This window comes from Chitinophaga sp. CC14, assembly GCF_048957795.1.
Classification (GTDB): domain Bacteria; phylum Bacteroidota; class Bacteroidia; order Chitinophagales; family Chitinophagaceae; genus Chitinophaga; species Chitinophaga ginsengisegetis.
Genome location: NZ_JARBFY010000001.1, coordinates 2,121,505 through 2,144,715, shown reverse-complemented (window position 1 = coordinate 2,144,715; position 23,211 = coordinate 2,121,505). Strand labels below are relative to the sequence as shown.

General features: G+C 45.6%; 15 protein-coding genes and 1 tRNA gene. 2 read left to right on the top strand and 14 right to left on the bottom strand.

Annotated features, from left to right (window positions below; translation table 11 throughout):
- Positions 1–14 precede the first annotated feature (14 nt).
- The 6 genes from PV783_RS08735 to PV783_RS08710 form a co-directional block, all read right to left on the bottom strand.
- Positions 15–1,151 (bottom strand): TlpA disulfide reductase family protein, encoded by a 1,137-nt coding sequence (locus PV783_RS08735; protein WP_111577389.1) that lies wholly within the window; start codon positions 1,149–1,151, stop codon positions 15–17.
- A 20-nt stretch (positions 1,152–1,171) separates the two neighbouring features.
- Entirely contained in the window at positions 1,172–2,686 is a 1,515-nt protein-coding gene (locus PV783_RS08730) for a RagB/SusD family nutrient uptake outer membrane protein (RefSeq protein ID WP_420987743.1), read from the bottom strand.
- 18 nt (positions 2,687–2,704) lie between these two features.
- Complete coding sequence (locus PV783_RS08725; protein ID WP_168771225.1) at positions 2,705–6,166, bottom strand: SusC/RagA family TonB-linked outer membrane protein; 3,462 nt, start codon at positions 6,164–6,166, stop codon at positions 2,705–2,707.
- 341 nt (positions 6,167–6,507) lie between these two features.
- A complete protein-coding gene (locus tag PV783_RS08720) occupies positions 6,508–7,695 on the bottom strand; it encodes a FecR family protein (RefSeq protein WP_420987742.1) in 1,188 nt (395 codons plus the stop codon).
- 88 nt (positions 7,696–7,783) lie between these two features.
- Entirely contained in the window at positions 7,784–8,371 is a 588-nt protein-coding gene (locus PV783_RS08715) for an RNA polymerase sigma factor (protein WP_079469135.1), read from the bottom strand.
- Positions 8,372–8,521: 150 nt separating this feature from the next.
- On the bottom strand, positions 8,522–9,364 hold the full coding sequence (locus PV783_RS08710; protein ID WP_079469136.1) for a rhomboid family protein: 843 nt from the start codon (positions 9,362–9,364) through the stop codon (positions 8,522–8,524).
- 279 nt (positions 9,365–9,643) lie between these two features.
- Here PV783_RS08710 and PV783_RS08705 point away from each other — a divergent pair.
- Positions 9,644–9,717 (top strand) — tRNA-Asp (locus tag PV783_RS08705).
- A gap of 507 nt (positions 9,718–10,224) precedes the next feature.
- Here PV783_RS08705 and PV783_RS08700 read toward each other — a convergent pair.
- Positions 10,225–10,656, bottom strand: coding sequence for a winged helix-turn-helix transcriptional regulator (locus PV783_RS08700; protein WP_235015890.1), 432 nt, complete (start codon positions 10,654–10,656; stop codon positions 10,225–10,227).
- Positions 10,657–10,687: 31 nt separating this feature from the next.
- Between PV783_RS08700 and PV783_RS08695 the strand changes: the two genes are divergently transcribed.
- A complete protein-coding gene (locus tag PV783_RS08695) occupies positions 10,688–11,554 on the top strand; it encodes an SDR family oxidoreductase (RefSeq protein WP_079469137.1) in 867 nt (288 codons plus the stop codon).
- A 346-nt stretch (positions 11,555–11,900) separates the two neighbouring features.
- On the opposite strand, the gene PV783_RS08690 is transcribed toward PV783_RS08695, so the two are convergent.
- The 7 genes from PV783_RS08690 to PV783_RS08660 all read right to left on the bottom strand — a co-directional run bounded on the left by PV783_RS08690 (position 11,901) and on the right by PV783_RS08660 (position 23,190).
- Positions 11,901–13,295: a sialate O-acetylesterase gene (locus PV783_RS08690; protein WP_420987741.1), complete on the bottom strand. Its 1,395-nt coding sequence runs from the start codon at positions 13,293–13,295 to the stop codon at positions 11,901–11,903.
- A gap of 237 nt (positions 13,296–13,532) precedes the next feature.
- Entirely contained in the window at positions 13,533–14,432 is a 900-nt protein-coding gene (locus PV783_RS08685) for a S1 family peptidase (protein ID WP_420987740.1), read from the bottom strand.
- Between the two features lie 41 nt (positions 14,433–14,473).
- Positions 14,474–15,568: a thioredoxin family protein gene (locus PV783_RS08680; protein ID WP_420987739.1), complete on the bottom strand. Its 1,095-nt coding sequence runs from the start codon at positions 15,566–15,568 to the stop codon at positions 14,474–14,476.
- A 13-nt stretch (positions 15,569–15,581) separates the two neighbouring features.
- The gene (locus PV783_RS08675) at positions 15,582–16,928 is read right to left on the bottom strand and encodes a TlpA family protein disulfide reductase (protein WP_420987738.1); all 1,347 of its coding nucleotides are present in this window, start codon (positions 16,926–16,928) and stop codon (positions 15,582–15,584) included.
- A 57-nt stretch (positions 16,929–16,985) separates the two neighbouring features.
- Positions 16,986–17,909, bottom strand: a complete 924-nt coding sequence (locus PV783_RS08670) for a hypothetical protein (RefSeq protein ID WP_079469143.1) — start codon at positions 17,907–17,909, stop codon at positions 16,986–16,988.
- Between the two features lie 10 nt (positions 17,910–17,919).
- A complete protein-coding gene (locus PV783_RS08665; RefSeq protein WP_420987737.1) occupies positions 17,920–19,503 on the bottom strand; it encodes a RagB/SusD family nutrient uptake outer membrane protein in 1,584 nt (527 codons plus the stop codon).
- Between the two features lie 12 nt (positions 19,504–19,515).
- Positions 19,516–23,190 (bottom strand): SusC/RagA family TonB-linked outer membrane protein, encoded by a 3,675-nt coding sequence (locus tag PV783_RS08660; protein WP_420987736.1) that lies wholly within the window; start codon positions 23,188–23,190, stop codon positions 19,516–19,518.
- Positions 23,191–23,211: the final 21 nt, after the last annotated feature.

Here is a 23,211-nt window from a genome sequence, read left to right as displayed (position 1 = left end):
TAACCCGGCTGTTATTAATGCGGCAGTATTTCTGCCAGTTTTTTATCCAGGTCTTCCCCGCGCAGGTTCTTAGCCACTATTTTCCCGGTGGGGTCCAGCAGGAAATTTTGCGGTACCGCGCGAACACCGTACAATTTCGCTACTTCATTCTCCCAGTATTTCAGATCAGATACATGCGTCCAGGTGAGTTGATCGGTGTGAATGGCTTTCAGCCAGGCATCGTGCCCGTTGGCCTGATCCAGCGATACGCCCAGGATGGTAAAGGACTGATCTTTATATTTATTAAAGGCTGCCACCACATGCGGATTTTCTGCACGGCAGGGACCACACCAGCTGGCCCAGAAATCCACCAATACATATTTGCCGCGGAAATCGGTGAGGTTTACCGGCTTGCCCAATGTATCATTTTGTGTAAATACCGGTGCAGTAGCGCCAACAGCAGTTTGTTTCCAGCCATTGATGAGCGCTGCTACTTCTTTTCCTTTTTTACTTTCCTTCACAGCAGCAGATAAAGTATTGAAAACCGTTTCCAGTTCAGCAGGATTGTCAGGAATGCTGCCGGCACTGCTTTGCAGGGCATCCAGGCTTACCGGTGATTTAGGATTTTCTTTTATAAACGCCTGGTATATTTTCTTCTCTTCTTCGCGGATGGCCTTACTTTTTTCATCATAAGATTTACGGAATTCCGGCGATTTACGGGTTTCTTCCTTGGCGGCAATGTAATCTTCCGTAAGCTGATCCCTTTGTGCAGCCGTGGCTTTCAGCTTTGCCTGCAGGCGCTGCTGATCGTCGTTAAGACGGGAACCTTTGATGGTGGCGTTGTATACGGAATCTTTACCGCTAACGATAATGGTGCCTTTTTCAAGATATACCTGCAACAGATCTGATTTATAAGACATGATATTGGTAGGCGGGCCATGGCGCAATACCAGCGAGGCTTTCACCGGGTCGCCCACTTTGCCTTTAAATTCAAATACGCCCTGCTGCAACGCGGCAGAATCCCTCACGGTAGTGCCATTGGCCCGGTAAGTGAGAAACAGTTTAGCAGGAGCATCCAATGTCCCTATTTTCCCTTTCAGCACGTAGGTGCCGTCCTGGGCCAGCAGTGCGGCAGGGAATAAAGCCAGCATTGATACTAAGATGTGTTTCATGTGGTTTTTAATTTTATGATTTAAAATGGTCTTCCATCCAACGGTATATTCCATTGCGGGTTAAACTTCAATATCACGTTGGAGATGGTTAAAATAAAATCTTTCGAATCCACGGTTCCTTCGTGTGTTTCCGTGCCTATCTTATGTTGTATTTTGGGCTTGCACCAGGGCTTGCCGGTTTCGAGACAAAGTCTTTTCAGGTCCAGGAAACGTTTGAATGAACCCAGGGGCAGCTCTCTTCTTCTTTCATCCAGCACCTGCTGGATCACTTCATCTTTGGAACCTACCGGAAGCGTGGGCGTACCGGTTTTGTAGCGGTAGCGGCGCAGGGTATTAAGGTCGTCGATGGCAGCGGCCAGCTGATTGGTGCGGGCATATCCTTCTGCACGCATCAGCAGCAGTTCCGGGTAACTGAAGCCGGCAGTCATGTTGGTTTTGGAACCGCGATAATACTGGATACGGTTACCATCGTCATACACCACATTATTGTAGGTAGTTTTATAACCTGGCGCTGTTAAAAAGAAATATTTAAACCGCAAGTCATTGGCCTGGTCATACAACGCAATCACTTCATCGGAAGGATAGCTGGAAGAAGACCTGCCGGCGCCGGCATCGAGGTTGCGGTACAGCAGGTTTTCGCGGCTATTGGCAGCGCTCAGGAAGTTATCCGGTCCTTTAATGGTGCTGTTGATAAGGTTGGTTGGGTCCGTCCACGAAAAGCTGTTGTAATCATAGATCAGTTTATCGGTGCCGCCTTTGCTGGCTGCCGTCCACGCGAGATTGGCATAATACACCACGCTGTCGTACTTCTGTGTAAACAGGTGATAGTACGCCAGCAATGCATGCGCCGCCGTTTTATTCGGACGGGAAGGCCAGTTGGTTACTTCCGGCATGTCCGGCAAAGCGGTGAGCACATCGTTCTGTACCTGTGCAAAGGCTTGTTCCTGTGTGGACAGATCCGGTAACGGCGCGCCCATATCAGCGCTGGTTACATAAGGAATGGTTTTGGTATCGTTGGGAGCACCGGGCTTATATACAGGTCCGTATACCAGGGTGGTAATAAAGTACGACCATGCTCTGTTTACCAACGCCTGCGCCACTACCGTTTTGGCATATTGCTGGTTTTCTGTACTGAGATTGGGAATAGCCCGTACGCCATCAATCACGTTGTTAAAATAAGCCATAGAGCGATAAGTGCCCCAGTCCCAGAAATAATCCGATGTAGACGGATTTTTATAAGGCTGCCTGAAAACATACGCCCAGTAACGGTCGATGTTAGGATGGTTATTGGCCTTGTAATTAATGTTACCAATCCCATCGGAAAGCGACAGGTTATCTGTTAAGTAACCGAGGTTACAACCAGTGTTATTGTCAATAAACACCCATTGTGCAATGTTGCTGTTATCCAGCAGGTGATCAAAGTCTGCCACCTCTGAAGGGATCAGTTTTCCTTTTGGTTTTACATCCAGGAATTTTGTGCAGGAACTGATACTTCCTGCCATGATAATAACCAGTATGAGTATACGCTGTTTCATGATCGCCGTAATTAATTGTTAAAGACTGAATGATAACCCTACATAAAATTCCGGCCGTAGCGACAGGGAAGAAAATCCTTGTTCCGTAAATGCCCCGGTGCCGCCGGACAGGTTTAGTTCCGATGTTTCAGGATCGCGGTGATCGCTGTTGGCGGTGATCATGAACAGGTTCCTTGTCTGGAAATAAATCCGGGTACTGGTGAAGCCGATACGTTTCAGCAGCTGCGGATTCAGATCGTAGGTTAATGTTACATCCCGGAGTTTCATGTAGCTGGCGCTTTCTATCAGAATATCTGAATAAGGGAAATAGAACATGTCCATATTCCAGCTGCTGAGTTTCGGATAAATGGTTTTGGCTTCATCACCCGGTTGCTTCCATCTTTCCGATACATGTTTATTCAGGATATTAGATCCGCTAAAGGCATCTCTCCTTAATACATTTCCCAGTTTTGCAATAAACATAAAAGACAAATCGAAACGCTGTACGCGGAAGGAGTTGGTTAAGCTGATCGCATATTTCGGACGCAGGGTACCGCTGTAAATCAGGTCGCCTACTGCCACATTACCACCGCCGCTTTTTTCTCCCTTGGCCGTGTAAAACTGCGACACGCCGTTGTTATCCAGGCCGGCATACTTGTAGCTGTACAAGGCATCCAGCGGATCGCCGGCTTTTTTGATAGCGCCGCTGGTGATGGTAGAAGGATACTGGTAGGTAACATTGTAGGTAACTACCGTGTTCTTGTTGTAGCTGAAATTGAGGAAGGTATTCCAAACGAAATCGCGTTTACGCAATACATCCGCATTCAGGGAGATTTCATAGCCTGTATTTCTTACTTCCCCGATATTCTTTACCAGGGAACTAAAGCCACGGGTAGGATCAATGGCGTCAGATGCCAGCAGGTCGCTGCTGTTACGCAGGTAGTAATCTGCGGTTACATTGATCCGCCTGTTCAGCAGGGAGATATCCACACCAAAGTTGGTGCTTTTTGTTTTTTCCCAACGGAGCGAGTTATTTGGTGGTGAAGAGATACTGTAAGATACATCTCCGGTATAATTGGAATAACTGCCTGGGGTAATGATCAGGAAAGGCCCTGAGTTCAGGGAAATATTTCCGTTGATACCATAAGATGCCCGCAGATCCAGGCGATCGATCAATGGTACCTGGAAGAATTTTTCCTCTGCCAGTTTATAGGTGCCGCCGGCCGACCACAACGGTTTGTAGCGGTAACGCGGGTCGGTGCCAAAGAAATTGGTTTGATCCAGCCGGATACTTCCACTGAGAATAAAGCGGTTATTATACTCATAGGAACCGTTGGCATACCAGGAAACAAAACGGTTATCCTGGAAAGCATAACTGCCTATGCTGGCAGAAGGTCTGCTGGTGCCCAGCATATCAGCATTATAGGAACCGGCATTATAATCGGCATAGTTAAAAGTAGAAAACGTACCTGCCTGATCGTTATATCCAAAGCGGGTTGGCAGGGCATTGTTATCCGCTGTGTTCCGGCTTATTTCATTACCGGCAATAGCGCTTACACGGTGTTTGGTGGCAATTACCCGGTTGAAGTTCAGCTGTGTGCGGAACATGTAACTCTGGTTGAAGTTGCGGGCTTCATTCACCACTGCACCATCGGGAATATAATGTTTGGAACCATTGGAGATGGAGGTATTATCATCGTACCAGAGCCGCACCCGGTAAGACATTTTATCGTACAGTGAGCGGGTTTGTGCATCGCCGCGGCTCCAGGTACCTCCTGCTTCTACGTTTAACCCGTCGAAGATTTTTACATTCACGCTGCCACCCAACCGGATCTGTAACGCCTTTGTGTTATAGGTTTCCAGTCCCAGGTCATCCAGCGGATTGTAGTACAGTGGTTTCAACCCGGTTAAGGCTGCATACCGGTCTTCCTTCTTCTGGTTTTTAGAAGGCACATTCAGTGTTTCCCCTGTGGCCGGGTCTACCAGCAGGTTGTACGGCTGTACCAAAGATGTGTTGGTAAACGCCAGCATATCCTGCCAGCCACGTACCGGCGAAGCGGAGGTGGCGTAGTTCACATTGGAGAACAGGCGGATGTTCACACCTTTACGCGGCTGCCAGTCGTTTTTCACATCAAAGATGAGGCGGTTGTCTGAATTCCGGACCGTGTTATTCTGATTGGATATATATCTTACCGCGGCGTTGAGCATACTTTTTTCGCTGCCGCCGGATAAGGAAATATTGTGTTGCTGCGTGAACTGGTTCCTGAAATAATATTTCTCCATCTGCGCCAGTCCGTCGTTTTTCTTCAGCACATCCAGCTCGGCGTTCACATCTTTTTCGTTCATCCATCCCTGTGATTTGGCGATCATCAGGTAGTTGACACGGGAAGTGCTGCCATAGTTATTATAGGTAGTAAGATAGCTGTTAGGGTCCTGGTTATAGAGTTCTATTTCCGCATCGACGTAATCGGCGGACGAGGCCCTGTTGAGGTTCGACAGATCCGGTTTCAGCGTGATGCCGGTAGATCCTTTGTACTCCACCTGCAACGCGCCTTTTCTGCCGGAGCGGGTAGCAATTACGATCACGCCGTTGGAAGAACGGGCGCCGTAAATGGAAGCGGCTACCGCATCCTTTAACACGGTAATCGATTCTATATTATCGATATTGAGAGATTCCAGTCCTGCGCTGGAAGGGTACCCATCAATTACCAGCAGCGGTGCGCTGGCAGCAGTGCCCAGCAGGGTAGACACGCCACGGATTTCCAGGTTGCCTTCTTTGGTGAGTACCACGCCGGTAGCTTGTCCTTCGAGGGCCGATTTTACATCCGGCTTCAGTTTAGCACGGAGGCGATAGGGATCGATCACGGAAAACGAGCCAGTGGCCCTTTCACGGGAAATGGTCTGGTAGCCGGTGTTCACCACATCGATGCCGGTGAGTTTATTATTGGATGGCTTCAGCTGTATGCTGATGACACCACTTTTACCCACTACGAGTTCCTGTTTTTCATAGCCAACATAAGAGAACGACAGCACGGCATTTTCATCTCTCACCACAACGGTATATTCTCCGTTGTTATTGGTTTGTGTGCCTTTGGCTGTGCCTTTCACCACTACAGAAACGCCGGGCAGCGGAACACCGTTTTCATCGGTAATGCGGCCAGTGATCACTATCTGCGCCGGAGCAGCAGGCAGTTCCGGTGTGCGCGGCAGGATGCGGGTAACCGTAATGGTTTTGTCTTCGATGGCATACTCCAGGTTCTGCCCCATCAGCGAGGCATGCAGTAACTCCTGGATAGTAGCGTTTTTCATGTCCAGCGTAACGGGGCGGGAACTTTGCAGTGCATCGTAGTTATAAAAAACGATGTACCCCGTTTGCCGGTTGATAGTGTTAAAGACCGTTGATAACGGTGTGTTTCTGACAGACAGTGTTACGCGTTGTGCAGTGCTTTTTGCGCTGACCTGCAGCATGCCTGCCATTAGTAATAAAGCAGATAACCTCATGATCCTCCAAATTTTGGTTGGCAGATTATTTTTTTTCATTGTACCGGCAAATACCGGTGTGTAAGATCTGCATTGGTGGTGATGCTTTCCGGAAGTGTTGATGTGGTGATGATCAGGCCTGCGGACAAGGGAATACGATCCCTCTTCTCTGTTTTGGAACAAAGCAGTTAAAATCATACATTTGATTTCGGTGATAAAAATGAGTTTACACGAGTAATTTATTGCCTGTAACCAGTGATGTTTGCCCATCACTGGTTTTTTAATGGCGCTGGTTTTAGTTGATCCTGATTACTTCTAATACAATAGCTGGTCAGATTTAAGTGTTAAAAAATATGGCTTGTTTACGATCGTAATACGGTTATTTTTCTTCCTTCTATTTTAAACAGTACTCCATTCTTTTCCAGGATTTTCAGGATACCCGACAGCGGGAGGCTGCGCTGCATACCGCCGCCAAAGCGCATTTGGGGCGGCGTGCCCTCATACACTACTTCTATATCATACCAGCGTTCCAGCTGCCGCATCACGGTGGTAATGTCGGCGCGGTCGAAGATAAAAAAGCCGTTCTTCCAGGCTACGGCTTCCTGCACATCAGCGCCTGTTACCGTGATGTTGTTATTGTTGCTGATGCGTGCCTGTTGTCCGGGCAGCAGTTTCTTTATAGTACCGTTACGGCCTACGTTCACGGCGCCTTCCAGCAGGGTTACCGCCAGGGCGTTTTCATTGGTGTAAGCCATGATATTGAAATGAGTGCCCAGCACCGTAATGTCGGCGCCATTGGCCTTTACCAGGAAAGGTTTTCCGGATAGTGGCGCTACTTCAAAATACCCTTCGCCGGTGAGTTCCACCATTCTGTTGTTACCTGTAAAGGCAGTGGGGAAATGCAGGGAGCTGGCCGCATTGAGCCATACCCGTGTGCCATCCGGCAGGGTAAGCTGGTATTGTCCGCCGCGGGGCGTGCTTAATGTATTGTAAGTAACCGGGGCGGTGGCGCCGGTGGCATGGTACAGCACCTGTCCGTTTTGCAGTTTGATGATGCTGGTGCTGCCTTGTTTGCCGAGTGTATCATTTTTGGCTTCGTCGAGCACAATGCGGGAGCCATCTGCCAGGGTAAGCATGGCTTTATTGCCGCCGGGGGCGATATCGTTTTTATAACGCTGTGCGAGTGCAGGAGTGGTTTTTACGGATGCTACCGGCCGGAACAGGAAATATAAACCGGTGGCGAACAGCAGGCCGGCCACAACGGCGGCAGCCCACCAGAAGCGGTACACCGTTTTCACGGGTTGTGCGGTTTCCACAAAAGGAGTGGTAAGATCGGCGCCGGTAATACTTTGCAGTAAAGCGGTGCGGGCGGCTGTATCCGGCGTTGCTGTATCAGCAGGGGCCTGCCACATCAGATCCGTGAGCGCGGCCATGAGTATTTCCATATTGCCGTCATCTTCCAGCAATGTGTACAACTCTTCCTGCTCTGCGGCGGTTTCGTTCCCGGAAAGCCGCTGCTGCAATAAATATATAACCCTTTGCTCCTGCATGCGTAAAAAGAAAACCGGGATTTAAACGGCTCCCCGGTATTAAGAATAGGCTGACGACATAAAGGACCTATCTGTTTAAAAATATTTTTTATTTACAGATAAAGATCAGGTAAACAAGCGGGATGGCATGCCCGTTGCGGCGCAGGTGTTCCCTTATGGCTTTCAGGGAAAATACCAGTGCATTTTTTACGGAGCTGGGCGACAAATCCAGCTCAGTGGCTATTTCCGGGATCTTCATGCCCCGGTTGCGGCTCATCTGGTAAATGCGCCGCCGTTGCGGCGACAGTAACATCACGGCTTCCTCTATAATAGTATGCAATTCTTTTAAGGTAAGCCGCCTGGTAGCGGTGTCGGTTTCGTCGGCGGTTGCCGCTACTGTTCCGCGCAACCGGTATTCAGTAGCTTCTTTCTTCAGGTAAGTGTAGCATTCGTTGGCGGCTACTTTATAAAGCCAGGCTTTCGGATGATCGATGTCCGCAAGCTTGTCGCGGCTAAGCCATACCCGCAGGAAAGTAGCCTGGATCACTTCTTTGGCGTTTTCGGGCGACTTCACCATTTTCCGGATAAATGGCTCCAGCGTTGTCAGGGAAGTATTGAAGAGGATACCAAACGCCGCTTCATCGCCCTCAGAAATGCGCTGAAACAGTGATTTGTCAATATAGATATTATCGTGCATTATCGTTGCAGAATACGCTGATGGTTGATAAGGTTGGTGGTATCGCCACTAAAGTAATGAAAATTGGGCGGATACACATGCCCCCTATCTATCTGCCGGTCCGGATGGATCAGGTTTCATCCAGGAAACCGGCCGTCGGCTGCTCCGTTATTAACTTATCTGGCGGGAGTATCGTTCCAGCTTTTCCTTTTCTGTTTTGGTTAAGCTGTTGATCCCTTTGTGATGAATTTTGTCGAGAATAGCATCCAGTTCTTTCTGGCGGTTGGCTTTTTCCACATTATATACATCATCGATATCCGCCAGCACATGGTGTTGATTATAATAGTAGTTATCAACCAGGATAATATGAGGTTTGTGGATAATTACATACATGAAGAATACACAGGGCACCGTAAGCGCAATAATAACTGCGATATGCTGCATAATCACTGCCGGTTCTATCATCAGCCCGATGAGCATACCCGCCATAGCGCCTCCCAGGTGGGCGTCGTGGCCTATATTATCGCGGCGCGACTTAATGCCGTAAATAGAATACAATATATACACAATGCCATACCCCCATCCCGGCACGGGAAACAGTCCGAAGAAGCTCACCATCATACCCGGATACAGGACGATGGAAGCGAAAATGATTCCACAGATCGCCCCGGATGCGCCTACCGCACTATAGTCGCTTTCACGCCGATGAATATACAGGGAAAGCAGGTTCCCCCCGATAAGGCTTCCCAGGTAAATACAAACGTAAGCTGCAGGCCCCATATCCGCTTCCAGCATCCCGCTGAAAAGCAGGAGGGAGATCATGTTAAAGATCAGGTGTTTCCAGCTGACGTGCAGGAATCCGCTGGTGATTAAACGCCGGTATTCCCTGTATAGCCGGATCCTCTCCACTTCAAATTCATACTTATTGAAAAAGGCGCGGCTTTTAAATCCTTTCCAGGAAATAACCACATTAGTAAGAATAATTGCCAGGGTGATGATACCGGTATAACTCATTTTATTTACGGGTCGTTTACAAACACCTCTGCAATATGTGAAATACTTTAAATATATCAAAATCCGGGTGATAGTTCTTTCCCGGTGATATAACCGTTCCCGTTAGATGCTTACGTCCAAAATATCCTACAGTAGCGGGTAACAGCGATCTGCATTTCTCCCGCAGGGAAATAAATTTCTGATTTTCTTCAAAAAAATTTGGTTGTTTGAAAATAATGTTGCTACATTTGCACTCCCCAAAGGGGGATATAGATCGGCTGAAAGGCCCGTCTGTATTAAGGATCGGTAGTTCAGTTGGTTAGAATGCCGCCCTGTCACGGCGGAGGTCGCGGGTTCGAGTCCCGTCCGGTCCGCAAGAAAGGACAAATTATCGAAAGATAGTTTGTCCTTTTTTCTTTGGTGGATGTTTGCCTTCAAATAAAGATCCCATGTTTGACGGGGCGGGGTCCCCGCAGCTGATTTGAATTATAGAATATTACTTAATTGTTTTCATCACCATATTGTTGGCCAGGAAAGTTTGCTAAACTGATCGGCTTGCGGCCACTGATCAGTTCAAATGTATCTGATGTTTTATCAAGTTCACCTTCAACTATTGCCTTAGCAGATAATGAACTCAGTTCGATTAAAGTTGGAGGAAAGCCGTAATCTTTTAGTGTTTTTTCAATTCGGCCTCCGATGGAGAAACGTAACTGATCTTAATGCCGCTTGCCTCAGAAATGAGCTGAGCCACTTCTTCAAAATCATAAGCCTGCTCACCACTAACCGTAATTTTTTTGCTTATTCAAAATGTTTGCTCAGAGCGCATGGGGGATATTATAGATAGTATGCCATTGAAACGATGTTAGATTTCAGGTTGTTTATCATTTACTATCCGGAGGGGACTTCGTCAATAGGTGTTCATTGCTCCAATCAGCAATCCTCTCAAACACGGATATAAGACTTTTGCTTTTATCAGTAAGAGAATACTCAACGCGGGGTGGGTTTTCCTGGTACTGTTTGCGTATGACCAATCCGTCTCTTTCCAATTCCTTCAATTGTTCAGTAAGTATTTTTCTTGAAATGGTCGGAATACGAATTGCGATTTCACCAAACCGTCTCGTACCAGAAAGAAGATTATACAAAATTACCGGTTTCCATTTTCCACCGATTATCTCCATTGCCGTCGTTATTGGGCAATTATTAAAGTCATTACAACTGCGTTCTTTAGTTACCATATCGTTACCACTATTTTGCCTGTTACCTTCTTGTAACAGGTTAACATCTGAAACTATTATAGTTCCTTTAGGTAACAAATGTATTTTTTAAAAGTAAAAATTCAAAAAGATGATTTTAATAACAGGAGCAACGGGACATTTCGGAAAATTAACCATTGATTTTTTGTTGAAGAAAGGAATTGAAACCAGTCAGATAGCTGTACTAGTGCGTAATACAGAAAAAGCGACAGATCTAAATGAGAAAGGCATAAACATCCGTGTGGGAGATTATAATGATTACTCATCTTTGGTGAGAGCCTTCAGAGGTATCGATAAGTTACTATTTGTTTCTGGAACTGACATACCCAATCGCACTTCCCAACATGAACAGGTTCTAAAAGCAGCGATGGATGCAGGTGTTAAACATATCATTTACACTAGCGGCGAGTTTAGGATAGAAGGTCAGGATTCTCCACTATGGAACTTCGTTGAAGCGCACATTAAAACTGAAAAGTGGTTAAAAGAAAGCGGATTAACCTATACCATTCTGAAAAACGGTTTGTATATGGAGTATATACCCTACTTTATTGGTAATGTGCTGGAAACTGGAATAATTTATCTGCCCGCAGGCAACGGGAAAATAAGTGTGGCCTTACGTTCAGAAATGGCGGAGGCAACCGCAACCATTCTTGCTATGGAAGGACATGAAAATAAGTCCTATCATTTTGTGAATACGGAAGCCTACGGATATGAAGATATAGCAAGATATATTTCTGAGTTCACAGGAAAGACCATTAATTATATCTCCCCGACGGAAGAAGAATTCAGGAAAACATTGCAGCAACAAGGCGTAAGCATTCCTGAAGAATACATTAGCATTATTTTGGCACAAGCGCAGGGCGATGCAGAGATGGTAAGTGATGATATGGAAAAACTTATCGGCAGAAAACTAACTCCGATAACAACGTTTTTGCAGGAAGCATATCAGCATGGCTAAACTACAACACCTCCCAAATCCACCCAATCCTGCATAATTTGTTCGAGGTTACCATACCTGGGGCCGCAAGCTTTAAAGCCCTCAAGTCGAAAGATTTGAAGGCTTTTTTCTTCTGAAGAATTTGAGAAACCCTCATCCGATCTTACGCTCTATATTCATGCTCTTATAATTCTGGCACGTCGCTTTTGAAGTTTAGCCAATCTTAGGATCATTCTTAATAACATTCTCCCAAAAGCTGTGATTAGCATCACCTCATTGGTTCATGGCATCAATAATCGGCATCAACGACTTCTTCACCCCGGCTTTGAAAAACAAGCTTTCAGCTTTTCCCAATTCCTATTTTCATTTACTGTGCAACTGGCCAGCTATCAGTCCGGAAAGGACCAACAGGTAAACCTTCAGAAGAAAAAACATTACCGATAGCAGCATTGGAGAAAGCGTATCTCACCGATACTGGCTTCTCTACTTTTTTACTCCAAACGATCAGTGCATCTTTCTCTACCTTTGCGGATGCTTCATAGAAAATATGGTCCGCTCCTGCTATATACAGGGCAACCGGTGCTTTGCCATTGATCCGGAGAGAAGTGGGAACGTTGGTGAAACGAAGTACTGCTTTGTTTTTGCTGATGCCCATTTCTTTGAATACAGGGCTTTTCCAGGTAAACCCTGTTTTGCCATAGTTCTCCCCCAGGGCCCAGGCGGCCAGCCTGTTACCAACTGATCTCTTATCCTGCGGGTGAATATCTTTCACATTTTCTGTAACGTCAGATACTACAACCATACCGGTTCCGGGAAGGACGCTGCTGCGTGCCTGTGCCTCCCGAAGGAGTGCAGCCTGATACTCCTTTTCGTAGGTAAATGGTGCAATCTGAACATAGTAAAAGGGCAGCGGCTTATGCCACGCCTCACGCCATGCCTGTATCATACCGGTGAACAATGGCATGTAGGTATCGGCGGTGTTCACATTGGCTTCTCCCTGGTACCAGATAACTCCCTTTATGTTAAAATTGATAAGAGGAGCTATCATCGCATTGTAAGCATAACCTGGTTTATGTGGCCACCATGCGGCCGGGGCCAGCTTGGCAGCGGCTGCAGAAAGTTGTTGCTGATCGGCTACAAGATGCTCCGGTGCCCATACTTCTGCTGGTGTTCCTCCCCAGCTGGCATTGATCAGGCCAACAGGTACTCCCAACGATTTCTGAAGTCGTACCCCGAAAAAGTATCCTACTGCACTGAAAGGCTTCAGGCTATTGCTGTCGCATACTTCCCAGCCTCCCGGACAATCGTCCTGTGGATATGGCGCGGTAGTTTTGGGTATGTTAAAGAACCTGATGTTATTGTTACTGCAAACAGGCAATTCGGCAGCTATCTGCCGGATACCGTTATAGTAACTGTATTCCATGTTGGATTGCCCTGAACATAGCCATACCTCGCCGATCAGGACATTTTTCAGTACAATCTCATTGGATCCTTTCAGTCTTATTTCATAAGGTCCTCCTGCTGCCGGAGTATGTACTTTTAAAGCCCACTTCGCATCTCCGCTGGTGGTAACAGTCGCCGTTTTGTTATCCCAGCCCGTAAATACCGTAATCTTTTCTGAAGGGCTTGCCCATCCCCAGATGGTTATACTGTCGTTTTGCTGCAGCACCATATTGCTGCCAACGAGTGCCGGTAACCTGATGGCGGCATGAAGTACCGCAGGCAACAGCAACACAATGGCGTAAAGAAGGAGTTTTTTCATAATCGCGCTTAATACTTTTGGGGGTTAAATATAACACCCATACCTGATAATTGAAAATTGCGCTGCAGAAGTTGTTTCAATTTCATTCAGAAAATTAAAAATCTTCTCAAATTCCCAGGACGCACCCCGTCCTGCTCCGAGTATTGAACGATACTTTTTAACAAAATTGGAGGATCGTTTTTAAAAAACGATCCTCCAATAAACCAGAGGGGCCAATAAAAATCCCACGCGTAAAAACTATTTCCGTATCAGCTTCCACAGTGATTCAACAGGCACCGTATTCTTCAGCACCATTTGTACACCTGCATTTATATCACTATGCAAAAACATACGTGTGTTGGCTACCGTGCCAACCACATTACCGTAAATATCCATTACAGGTCCGCCGCTGGAACCAGTGGCGTAGTCAGCTGATACAGATATCATCTCGCGGAAGAACTTATGGTCGCCCTCACCAACTTCTTCCAAATACCTATTATTCACATTCCCCTGGGAAAAGAAATAATGTATTCCTTTGGGATGACCAAGTATATAGATCTTGTCGCCAACTTCAACTGAATCAGCCAGCGAAAGAGCGGGTAAGACGTCACCATGGGTATCCAATTGAAGGACGGCAAGATCATTCTTTTTAGACGATGCAAGAACGGCCTTTACTGCATAGGTACGTCCATCAGCCATACGAGCTACAAACCCTTTTGGTTTATTGCCGTCTTTCATAAAGGCATAGGAAGCCGCAACATGGTAATTGGTAACCATGATTCCTTTGCGATCAATGATATATCCCGTTGATTCGCTCAGATGCACGTTTTCACACCTGGGACACAGATAGGCCACCCCGGTAATAACGGTTGCGTTTTTTGCCTTTTCATACAGGGTATGGGCTGACAGCTCTTTTGAAACCGGCTTCACCAGGTCCGCCGTTACCCCACTCCGTTCTGCAATAAGTGCCTTTTGTACGTCTTCTGCACTAATGCCCCCTTCTTTTGCAGATAAAGAATCGAAAGATTTCAGGAAGCCGGCAGCTATCTTTGCATCGTCCGTAAACGTCTGTCCGACCGCTATACCAGCTATAAATAAAATATTCACTGCCAATAAAACGGTCCATTTGATTGCATATCCTTTCGAAAAAAAACTCATTTGACTTCTTTTTAAAGTTCCGGGTACCTCAATGCTTCCCCTTATTTACTGATGCTCTCTAACTGGGACTTATAATGCTTTGCCTGCCTTTCAGCATTCCTGCTTCCCATCTGAAAATACTCCCTGATAGCAGTTTTCTGGGCATCTGTAGCCTTAGATACTTTACCCGCCAGGATACCATCCAGTATACCTTTAAAGACATCATTATCAGGTAAATACACTATATACCGCTTATAGTAATCAATCATCCCATCCAGGTCCTTGTTAACAACATACAACGCAACCCTGCAGAGGTGGGCCTCCTGCTTCATCGGATCCAGCTTCAGCAATGCAATGGTATATGCTATATCCTCCACCTGCCGGGGCGTGTAAAACACATTGTACCTGGCGCCATTTTCATTTGCGATCAGATACATATGCTTACGGACTTTGTCAAAGATCATCCTGTTGGCAACCTCCGTACCCAATGCCTTGTCAATGTTGCTTTTATCTAACATCAGCTTTCTGAAGAAAGGACTGCCAAATTCCACTGCTCCCAGCGTCAATTCTAAATAGTCAACACTGAATCGCTCATAATCCATCGCATTGTCAAAAACCTCACTCAGCACAACAGACGGATCTTTTGCATTTTCGTATAGTGCCTTTGCATAAGGCAATCCTGTACGAAAATTCTTATCCTTCTCGTAAGCTGCCTTCAACTTTGCCATTGAATTATCAGGGTTTAAAGCCACCTTCACCTTTTCAATAAACTCCTCTGCACCCGCTTTTCCTACTACCCTGTTAATTTCCTCCCCTTTTGCATCGAGGATCAGAAATGTCGGGAACATTTTGACATCATATTTCTTAGCGATATCAATGCCTTCTCCTTTTTCCATATCGAATTTGACAGGAATAAACTTAGGATTGAAGAAGTCTCCTGATACTTTTTTAGGGAATTCTTGTTTGGCCATTTCAATACAAGGTCCACACCAGCTGGTATAGCAATCAACAAAGATCAGTTTTGGCGTTGCCGGATCAGCAGCTTTCGACATGGCCTGTTGAAGCGTCAGCTCCTGGAATATTATTCCCTGTGCAATAGTATGCTGTTTACCCAAAACGCCTATTGTTAACAGAATGGAAATGAAAAAAAATTTCATATGCTGTTAAGTATTAAATTTTTGACTCGATTAGCTCTTTTAATTTCGGATCAGAGGGCCTGATGGCATCATAACTCACCATTTTACCGTTTTTGTCAAACAGGATGAACCGTGGCACTTCTGTTATTTCGTAATCCTGGATCAAACTTCCCTCATTGTTAGAGTATAAATGGATGCCTGATAAGTTCTTTGTCTCTACCATATTCTTCCATTTATCCTTCTCGGTGTCTATTGAAATACTGAGGAAAACAACCTCTTTCCCTTCGAATGATTTCTCGAGTGCTTCCAGCGCCGGCTGTTCTGCAAGACAAGGCTTACACCAGGTAGCCCAAACATCAACCAATACTACCTTGCCCCGGAAATCTTTGAGATGATGTACTTTACCATTTCTATCAGGATATGCAAAATCAATTGACTCGCCGCCGGGTTCCTTCAAAATGGCTCTTTTCTCAAAAACTTTCATCCTGCTCTTCTGCTGATCTGTGACCATATATTGTTTGTTCTTACTTACAAAAGCAGCCATTTTCTGATATTCCTTGCGAGCTAATACTGTGAGCACATAGTCGGCTCTCATCTTTGGGTTAGTGATCTCAGGAACAATGACGTTCTCCAGGTATCCATTCTCTAAATTATAAACGAAGTGTTTTACAAATGCTGAATTCTGGATATAACTATAACCAAAAGGGAGTGTCCATATCTGCTGATCTGAATAATTCTCGGTCTTAAACATGTTGGAAATAAAAGCCGGGTATTGATCATGCCGGGCATATCCCAACCCTTGTAAAAACGGACCTAAGGCATCGTATCTGAAACTGTATGGCAGCATCAATTTTAGATAGTGGTCAAATTTTGTGTTGCCTGTTTTGATATTGTTCACAAATGCTTCTGCCGGTTTTACCAGGGAATCAAGTGTAGGGGCATAATCGTTCGCTGCCCGTTTCCAGCCGTCTTTGGCATAGTTAAAATTTCTAAGTGGCGCTACTATTTTATTCCAATCAGCAAACACCTTATTCTCCGCATTTACTTTGCCGGAGTAGGTGATCTTCCCTAAGCCTGCATCGATCGTCAGTGAATCGCCTTTCCGCATATATACCGGATATACTTCATCAGCGAATCCGATATAGCGGATCACATTCAGATCACTGTCTGCCAGCTGCGCCTGAAAGGAATGGTCTTGCCTGGCTACCGGGATCATAGACACAGGTACCATACCACCATCAGCTGCCTTGAAAAGGTACATCTGGCTGGTACCCATTGTAATGGTATTTTCTTTCACAAACTTACCTTTGATCACGGCATGCTGCGCCCAGGCCGCCGCTGAAATACCCAGCAGCAGGATAGATAAAACTGTCTTTTTCATATTTGATTTTAATTATTATTTATAGTATGTTTTTGCCGGGATCTGCTTCCTTACCGGCTACTTAAGAGGCACCCCCATATCAGTAAGTATCTGTTTGATATAACTGTATTTAATCATGATATTATCCTGGTTTCCATAAAGCTGTTTAAACTGCGCCTCTGAATTGCCCAGCGCGGCCTCCAGGTACATACACACATCCATCCATGTTGAAATCGGCGTGTAATACGTATTTCTTGGATCGGTACCCAGGAATCCAATGGCCTGTGGTGTAGCCGCCACCCCTGGTGGCAGACCTGTTACCAGGCTGGCAAGCTGGAATTGATACACACCATATACATCGCGCGAGGTCACAAATTTTCTGGAGGCATTGTAAAATTTTTCCAGGGTAGCGCTGTATTTATCACTGAGTACTGCATTGGTAAGAAATGCACGCAGGATAGCTCCTTTATAAGCAGCCCTGGTGGCTTCGTTCATACCAGGAATTTGTGGCACAGCGCCTATAACAATTGTATTGAATCCCTTAAAGGCATATTTACCAAATGCATTGCTGTTCAGTGTATCTACAAGCAGGATACTGGGTATATGCACTCCCTTCGGCAGTGCCGGTATGATCTCCGTCCTCAGAAAATCCAATGCAGCAGGCGCATCTGCTTTTGAACAATAAGTAAATGACTGCACTATTGGTGGCGCTCCGGATTGCAGGCCACCCAATGAGTAGCTCATCGACAAAACTTCATAATAAGTATAATCATGTCCAAACACATCCCGCCGCTGCTGGGAACCAATGGTATCGTTGATGTATATAGGTATCCCGGTTTCCTTGTAGAAAAGGTAATTGGCATGAATCGTTGCATCATTTGGATCATCCGCCACCACAAGCCAGTTTTTATCATAGTCAGGAAAAACTGTTTCTTCCTCCTTTCTGCATGATGCCGCCAAAGTCAATAAAGAAAAGGCGATCAGAGATATTTTATTTTTCATGTGCACTGGATTATAGTGGTTGAATCTGACGAACAGGACGAATTGGATTAGTAAGAGCGCCACGATTGAACTCTATGGCATAGTTAGGAATCGGCACCTGCCAGCCAGCCCCGTCCTCCGCAACGGATTTAAGTACATAATTACCCACCAGCGTATACGTGTTAGATGGCGCATCATAACTGTAGACAGGATGTTTGATAACAAAGGAAGATGGTAATGGATATTTTGAATTCACCGCATAACGTCTGAGATCAAACCAGCGATGTCCTTCAAAACACAGTTCACGACGCCGTTCAGCACGGATAAAATTAACAAGCGCCTCATTGGATGAAGGGAGCTGGTCTGTACCGGCATTCCTGAAGCGTTTCATGCGCAGAAGCTGTAATTCAGCCCGTGCCTCGCCGTCCGCCCCCGTCATAGCCAATGCTTCTGCACGATTCAATATTACTTCTGCGTAGCGGAAAGAAAAAATGCAGGATACCTGGTCAGGATCATTATATGTGCTCCAGGCGCGGTATTTGGCCGGTAACCAGGACTTACTTTTAGCAGCCCTGCTGAAGAAAGCAACACGTCTCAGATCCGCCGTATCATAAATACTCACTAAATCATTAGAAGCTTTGAAGGCAGAAACCCGGTTATCATTGCCGCTCCACTGAGAAAGTGAATCGTTCATAAAAACGGCAGGAATAACATATGAGCCCATGGTGAAAATAGACTCACCAGCGCCCCGGTAGGTGAAGCTGTTGCCCGCTACATACTGATTGAGGTCAGTAAGGTTGTAGCCCATTGTTTCAAAATCCTTCACTGTTGCAACAACTTTATCATATTGTTCTGTATACAGGTATACCCGGCTTTGCAAAGCCTTAACAGCCGCAATGCCCACCCTTATCCTGTTGTCTGGATTATACCCTTCCAGGTAGGTGGCCGCTTCATTAAGATCTGCTATGATCTGATTGTAGACCTTCTCATTATTATCACGGGTAAAATATTGGTCGTCTATCTTTTCAGAAACTTTTACAGGTACACCCTGGTCTGTTGTAGCAGTACTTTTCCGGTAGGGAGCTCCATAAATATTTTGCAGCATAAAATAATAATATCCCCTGAGAAAATAAGCTTCGCCGCGTAAATGCTTTAACTGCAGATTTTGGGCTGAACCGTCGGCCATTTTAGCCGCCTGGAAAAGAATTGCATTCAAAGCTCCAATACGTTTGTACAATCTACGCCAGGCAGTTTCTTCCCATGTGGCGTTCAGAATATCAACCGCAGGCAGCTGGCCCCAGTTATGAAAACCGGACAGTTTGTAAAGTGGGGTGGCCTGACTTGTTTCCACGACGTCCGCCACAAATGCTTCACTGTCGTCATCCATTACATGCAGCCATGGAGCAAAAACACTTAATTCTGATGATATATCCGACAGGGTGGACTGGCTGTAGATAGATAGTTGTATATTATTTATAAAAGCTTCGCCGATCATCAGACTCTCGAGATCTGCCGTGGTGGAGGCATACTTTTGATCTGTAGTATATTCCTCCAGGAATTTGCGGCATGATGACAACAACAGTAAGCACGTAAGCAGAACAAATACATTTTTCATGGTGCTTATATTTTAAAATGAAACGTTAATACTACCGGTATAGGTAGGTCTTATCGAAAGGTTGATATTGGGAGAGCCGCCTGACTGTTCCGGGTCCTGACCTTTTAACAGCCTGTTGGTGATGGTGAACAGGTTTGTTCCGGTAATGCTGACATAGGCCGAAGCAAATCCTAACTTCCGCATTATTCTTTCATTGAAGTTGTACCTGAACGAGGCAGACTGAAGTTTCACATAATCAGCGCTTACCAGCCTTACATCCGAGTTGTCATACATGTCGTATACGCTGCCTGCAAAAGAATAAGCACTTGCCGGATAAATATTCCACCAGGGAGTGTTAAGAGCGTTAGTGGCCTGTAAACCGGGAATATTGGTATAGTTCTCGTCACCCGGCCGGCGCCATCTGTCTACAAATTCTTTCCGCAGGTTTTGCTGTGGATAAGTAATAGCAGAAGCATATCCGGACGCTATTTTCAACATCCTGATCTTGTTGCCAAGAGAATAGGTAATATTGCAGGACAGACCAAAATTACGCCAGCCGAAATAGTTGGAGATACCACCTTGTATAAAAGGCTCTCTGCGACCGGACTCACTCATCACGGACAGATATACATCCTCCCTTTTCATCTGGGAGTATTTCTTGTTGTATTCATCTGCCAGTCCTGGTTCTGCACCATAAAAAATGGGAGAACCATCAACAGGGCTCAGACCTTTAAATTTATAGGAGTAAAAAGTATTGATCGGCTTCCCGGACAATTGTACAGTACCATTCAGGAAATCATCATAGGTAATGTTGTCTACCAGCACATTGTTCCTGTTATTGATGGCCCTGTTCAAAACTTTGTTCAATACCTGTCCCAATTGCGGATCTATACGCCATACAAATCCGCGGCGGGAACTACTTAAAGAGGCGTTATCAATAGCCTTTATCGACAATGCTACCTCTATACCTTTATTTTCAAGGGTCCCGCTATTGATAACATACTTTTCTACCCCATTGATCTCAGATACTGTTTTGTTAAGAAATGCATCTTTGGTTCTCTTATAGAAATAGGCAAGCGATCCGCTGAGTTTTCCTTTTAAGATCGAAAATTCCAGGCCGGCATTAAACGATGACGTCTTTTCCCATTTAAGATCCGGGTTAGGGTAGTTTATAATATTGGAAGATGTTTCATTATAGTAGGGATTTGTATTCAGGTTCTGGCGGATCACCATGTTGGCAGACTGGCCAGGCAACATATTCCCCTGCCAGCCCCAGGATCCTTTGAGCGCAAGGTCATTGATCCAGGCTACATCACTAAGTACATCGTTCTTCATGTTCCACCGGCCTGAAACCGCCCAGATAGGCAGAAAGCGGTTGTTGGTCCTGGATCCAAAAAGGTTGGATTGTTCCCCCCTGATATGGACATTCAGCAGATAGCGGTTATCATACGAATAACCCGCTGTACCAAACCAGGCAAAATCATTGGTGAGCTGGCGGTTAAAATAGCCCAAGGCAGGTTTTGTTGACATCCATTGCTGATAATATCCTGTGTAGGTGGTAGGTACAATATCAAAGTACCCACCCATCTCTCTGAAATAACCTCTCCTGGTAATATTGAACCCATCGTATCCATTAGATTTTACTTCCACACCACCAGTAGCTGTTAAAGAGTGCCTACCGGATTTATCCAATGTTGTTATGTAATTTACCTGCAAACGGCCGGTATAATTTTTATTCCGCGTTTCATACTTCTGCAGTTCACCTCCGACCGGGGCCATGTCCCACCTGGTTGTCTGATCAGCGCGCAGCTTAAATATATAATAGGAATCTTTGGTATAGTACAATTCCCTGTTGTTGTTGCTGATGCCAAAGGCGAAAGTGCCTTCCACATCCAATCCCTTTGTTATCCGCCATTTTAACAGGGCCTTGATGTTGGCAGAAATGAGGTCAGTATGATCATTACTGTTATCACGCTCGTTCAGGATATTGTAATTATAATTGAGCAACCCATTGGTTTGCGGGTAATAAAAGAGACTTCCATCCGGGTTATAAGCCGGGATCGTACGGCTGGTATTATAGGCATAGTTCATGATACCCAGATCCGATGGCGTATAATTCCTCACCTGGTAGCTACCATTGAATGCAATCTGGGCCATGAACTTCTTATAGTCAGCGGTGATATTCAGCATGGAAGAGTAACGTTTGTTATTTTCTCCATTGATCACGCCATTTTCGTTGAGATAACCGATCGAGGAATAATACTTGATATCATTTGATCCACCTGAGAGGTTTAGCGTATGATTTTGGGTAAAAGCGTCTCGTGTAATGAGTCCCAGCCAGTCTGTGTTCACATTCGCATAATAATCACTTAAGCGTTTGAACTCATCATAGGGAATCTTGCCTTCGTAGTAATCCTGCAAGGCTCTTTCATATCCTGACCATTGTGTTATATTGTTATAATGCATACCACGTTCCACCATTTCTTTGGATACGTCCATGCGCTCCCTGGAAGTCATCATATACATGCTTCTATCAGCATATCTCGGGCGTCGTGTATACCCGGATGACAAGGAGTAAGATATCATAGGCTTTCCGGGCTTTCCTTTTTTGGTAGTGATCACGATCACACCATTGCCGGCTTTTGCCCCGTATAGCGCAGTTGCAGAAGCATCCTTCAGCACATCGATCTGCTCAATATCGTCAGGATTCAGGCCTGCAATTGCATTACCCAGCAGGTTCACAAAATCGAGGTCATTGATCTGCTGCGGATCTACATTCACAGGATCAGTCAGTACAATACCATCGAGCACCCAGAGAGGTTCACGGTTGCCAAGAATGGTGGATGTTCCGCGTATTCTTAGTTTGGGAGCTGCACCTACCTGGCCGGAGTTCTGCATGAATATCATTCCAGGTACCCTACCCTCCAGCAATTTGTCAATAGTATTCACTCCGGGGGTTCTGATATCGTCCATCCTGATAGTAGTGACAGCACTGGTAAGATGACGTCTGTCTATTTTCAGATAACCTGTATTAACCACTACGTTTACCTCGTTAAGGTCAGCGGTAGTCAGTGCAAGGGTTACTATCCGGGCTCTCTGGGCGCCTATCTCCAAATCTGCATATCCGAGCAGATGTATCTGAAGGATATCATTAGCATACTTGCCCGGAATGATAAATTCACCGTTTTTATTCGTTCTGGTACCGAAGTTGGTATTTTTGACTTTTATGGTAGCTGCCTCCAGTGGTACTCCGGCGTCGTTGGTAACACGGCCGTTAACATCAGATAATAAACCGGCATTCTGATCTGCAACGGTTTGATTTTTCTCCGTAATGATGATCAAACCGTCTCTGACTTCATAGCTCAACGGTTGTTCTGACAAAAGTTTTTGCAACGCGCCGGTAAGCGGCTCTTTTACCAGCTTCAGTGTAACGGGCCTGGTCTTTTTCAGAATGCGGTCATTGTAAGAAAAATCATACTTCGTTTGTTTACTGATTTCTTCTGCCACCTTCACAAAGGGAGCATTCTTCACATTCAACGTAACTGTTTGCGCCCATACAGACGTGAACAGTTGTAAGAACAGAACAGGAAAAAGGATAGAAAAAAATTTGTGCGGAAAGGATAATGTGCTACCATCTTTGTTCTTTGCCGAATGCTTACGGTAAAGTACATACCTTCCTTTGCCTTTGCGAAAAAGGGAAGCGCCCATAAGTGAATAGTTGGTTTTTGG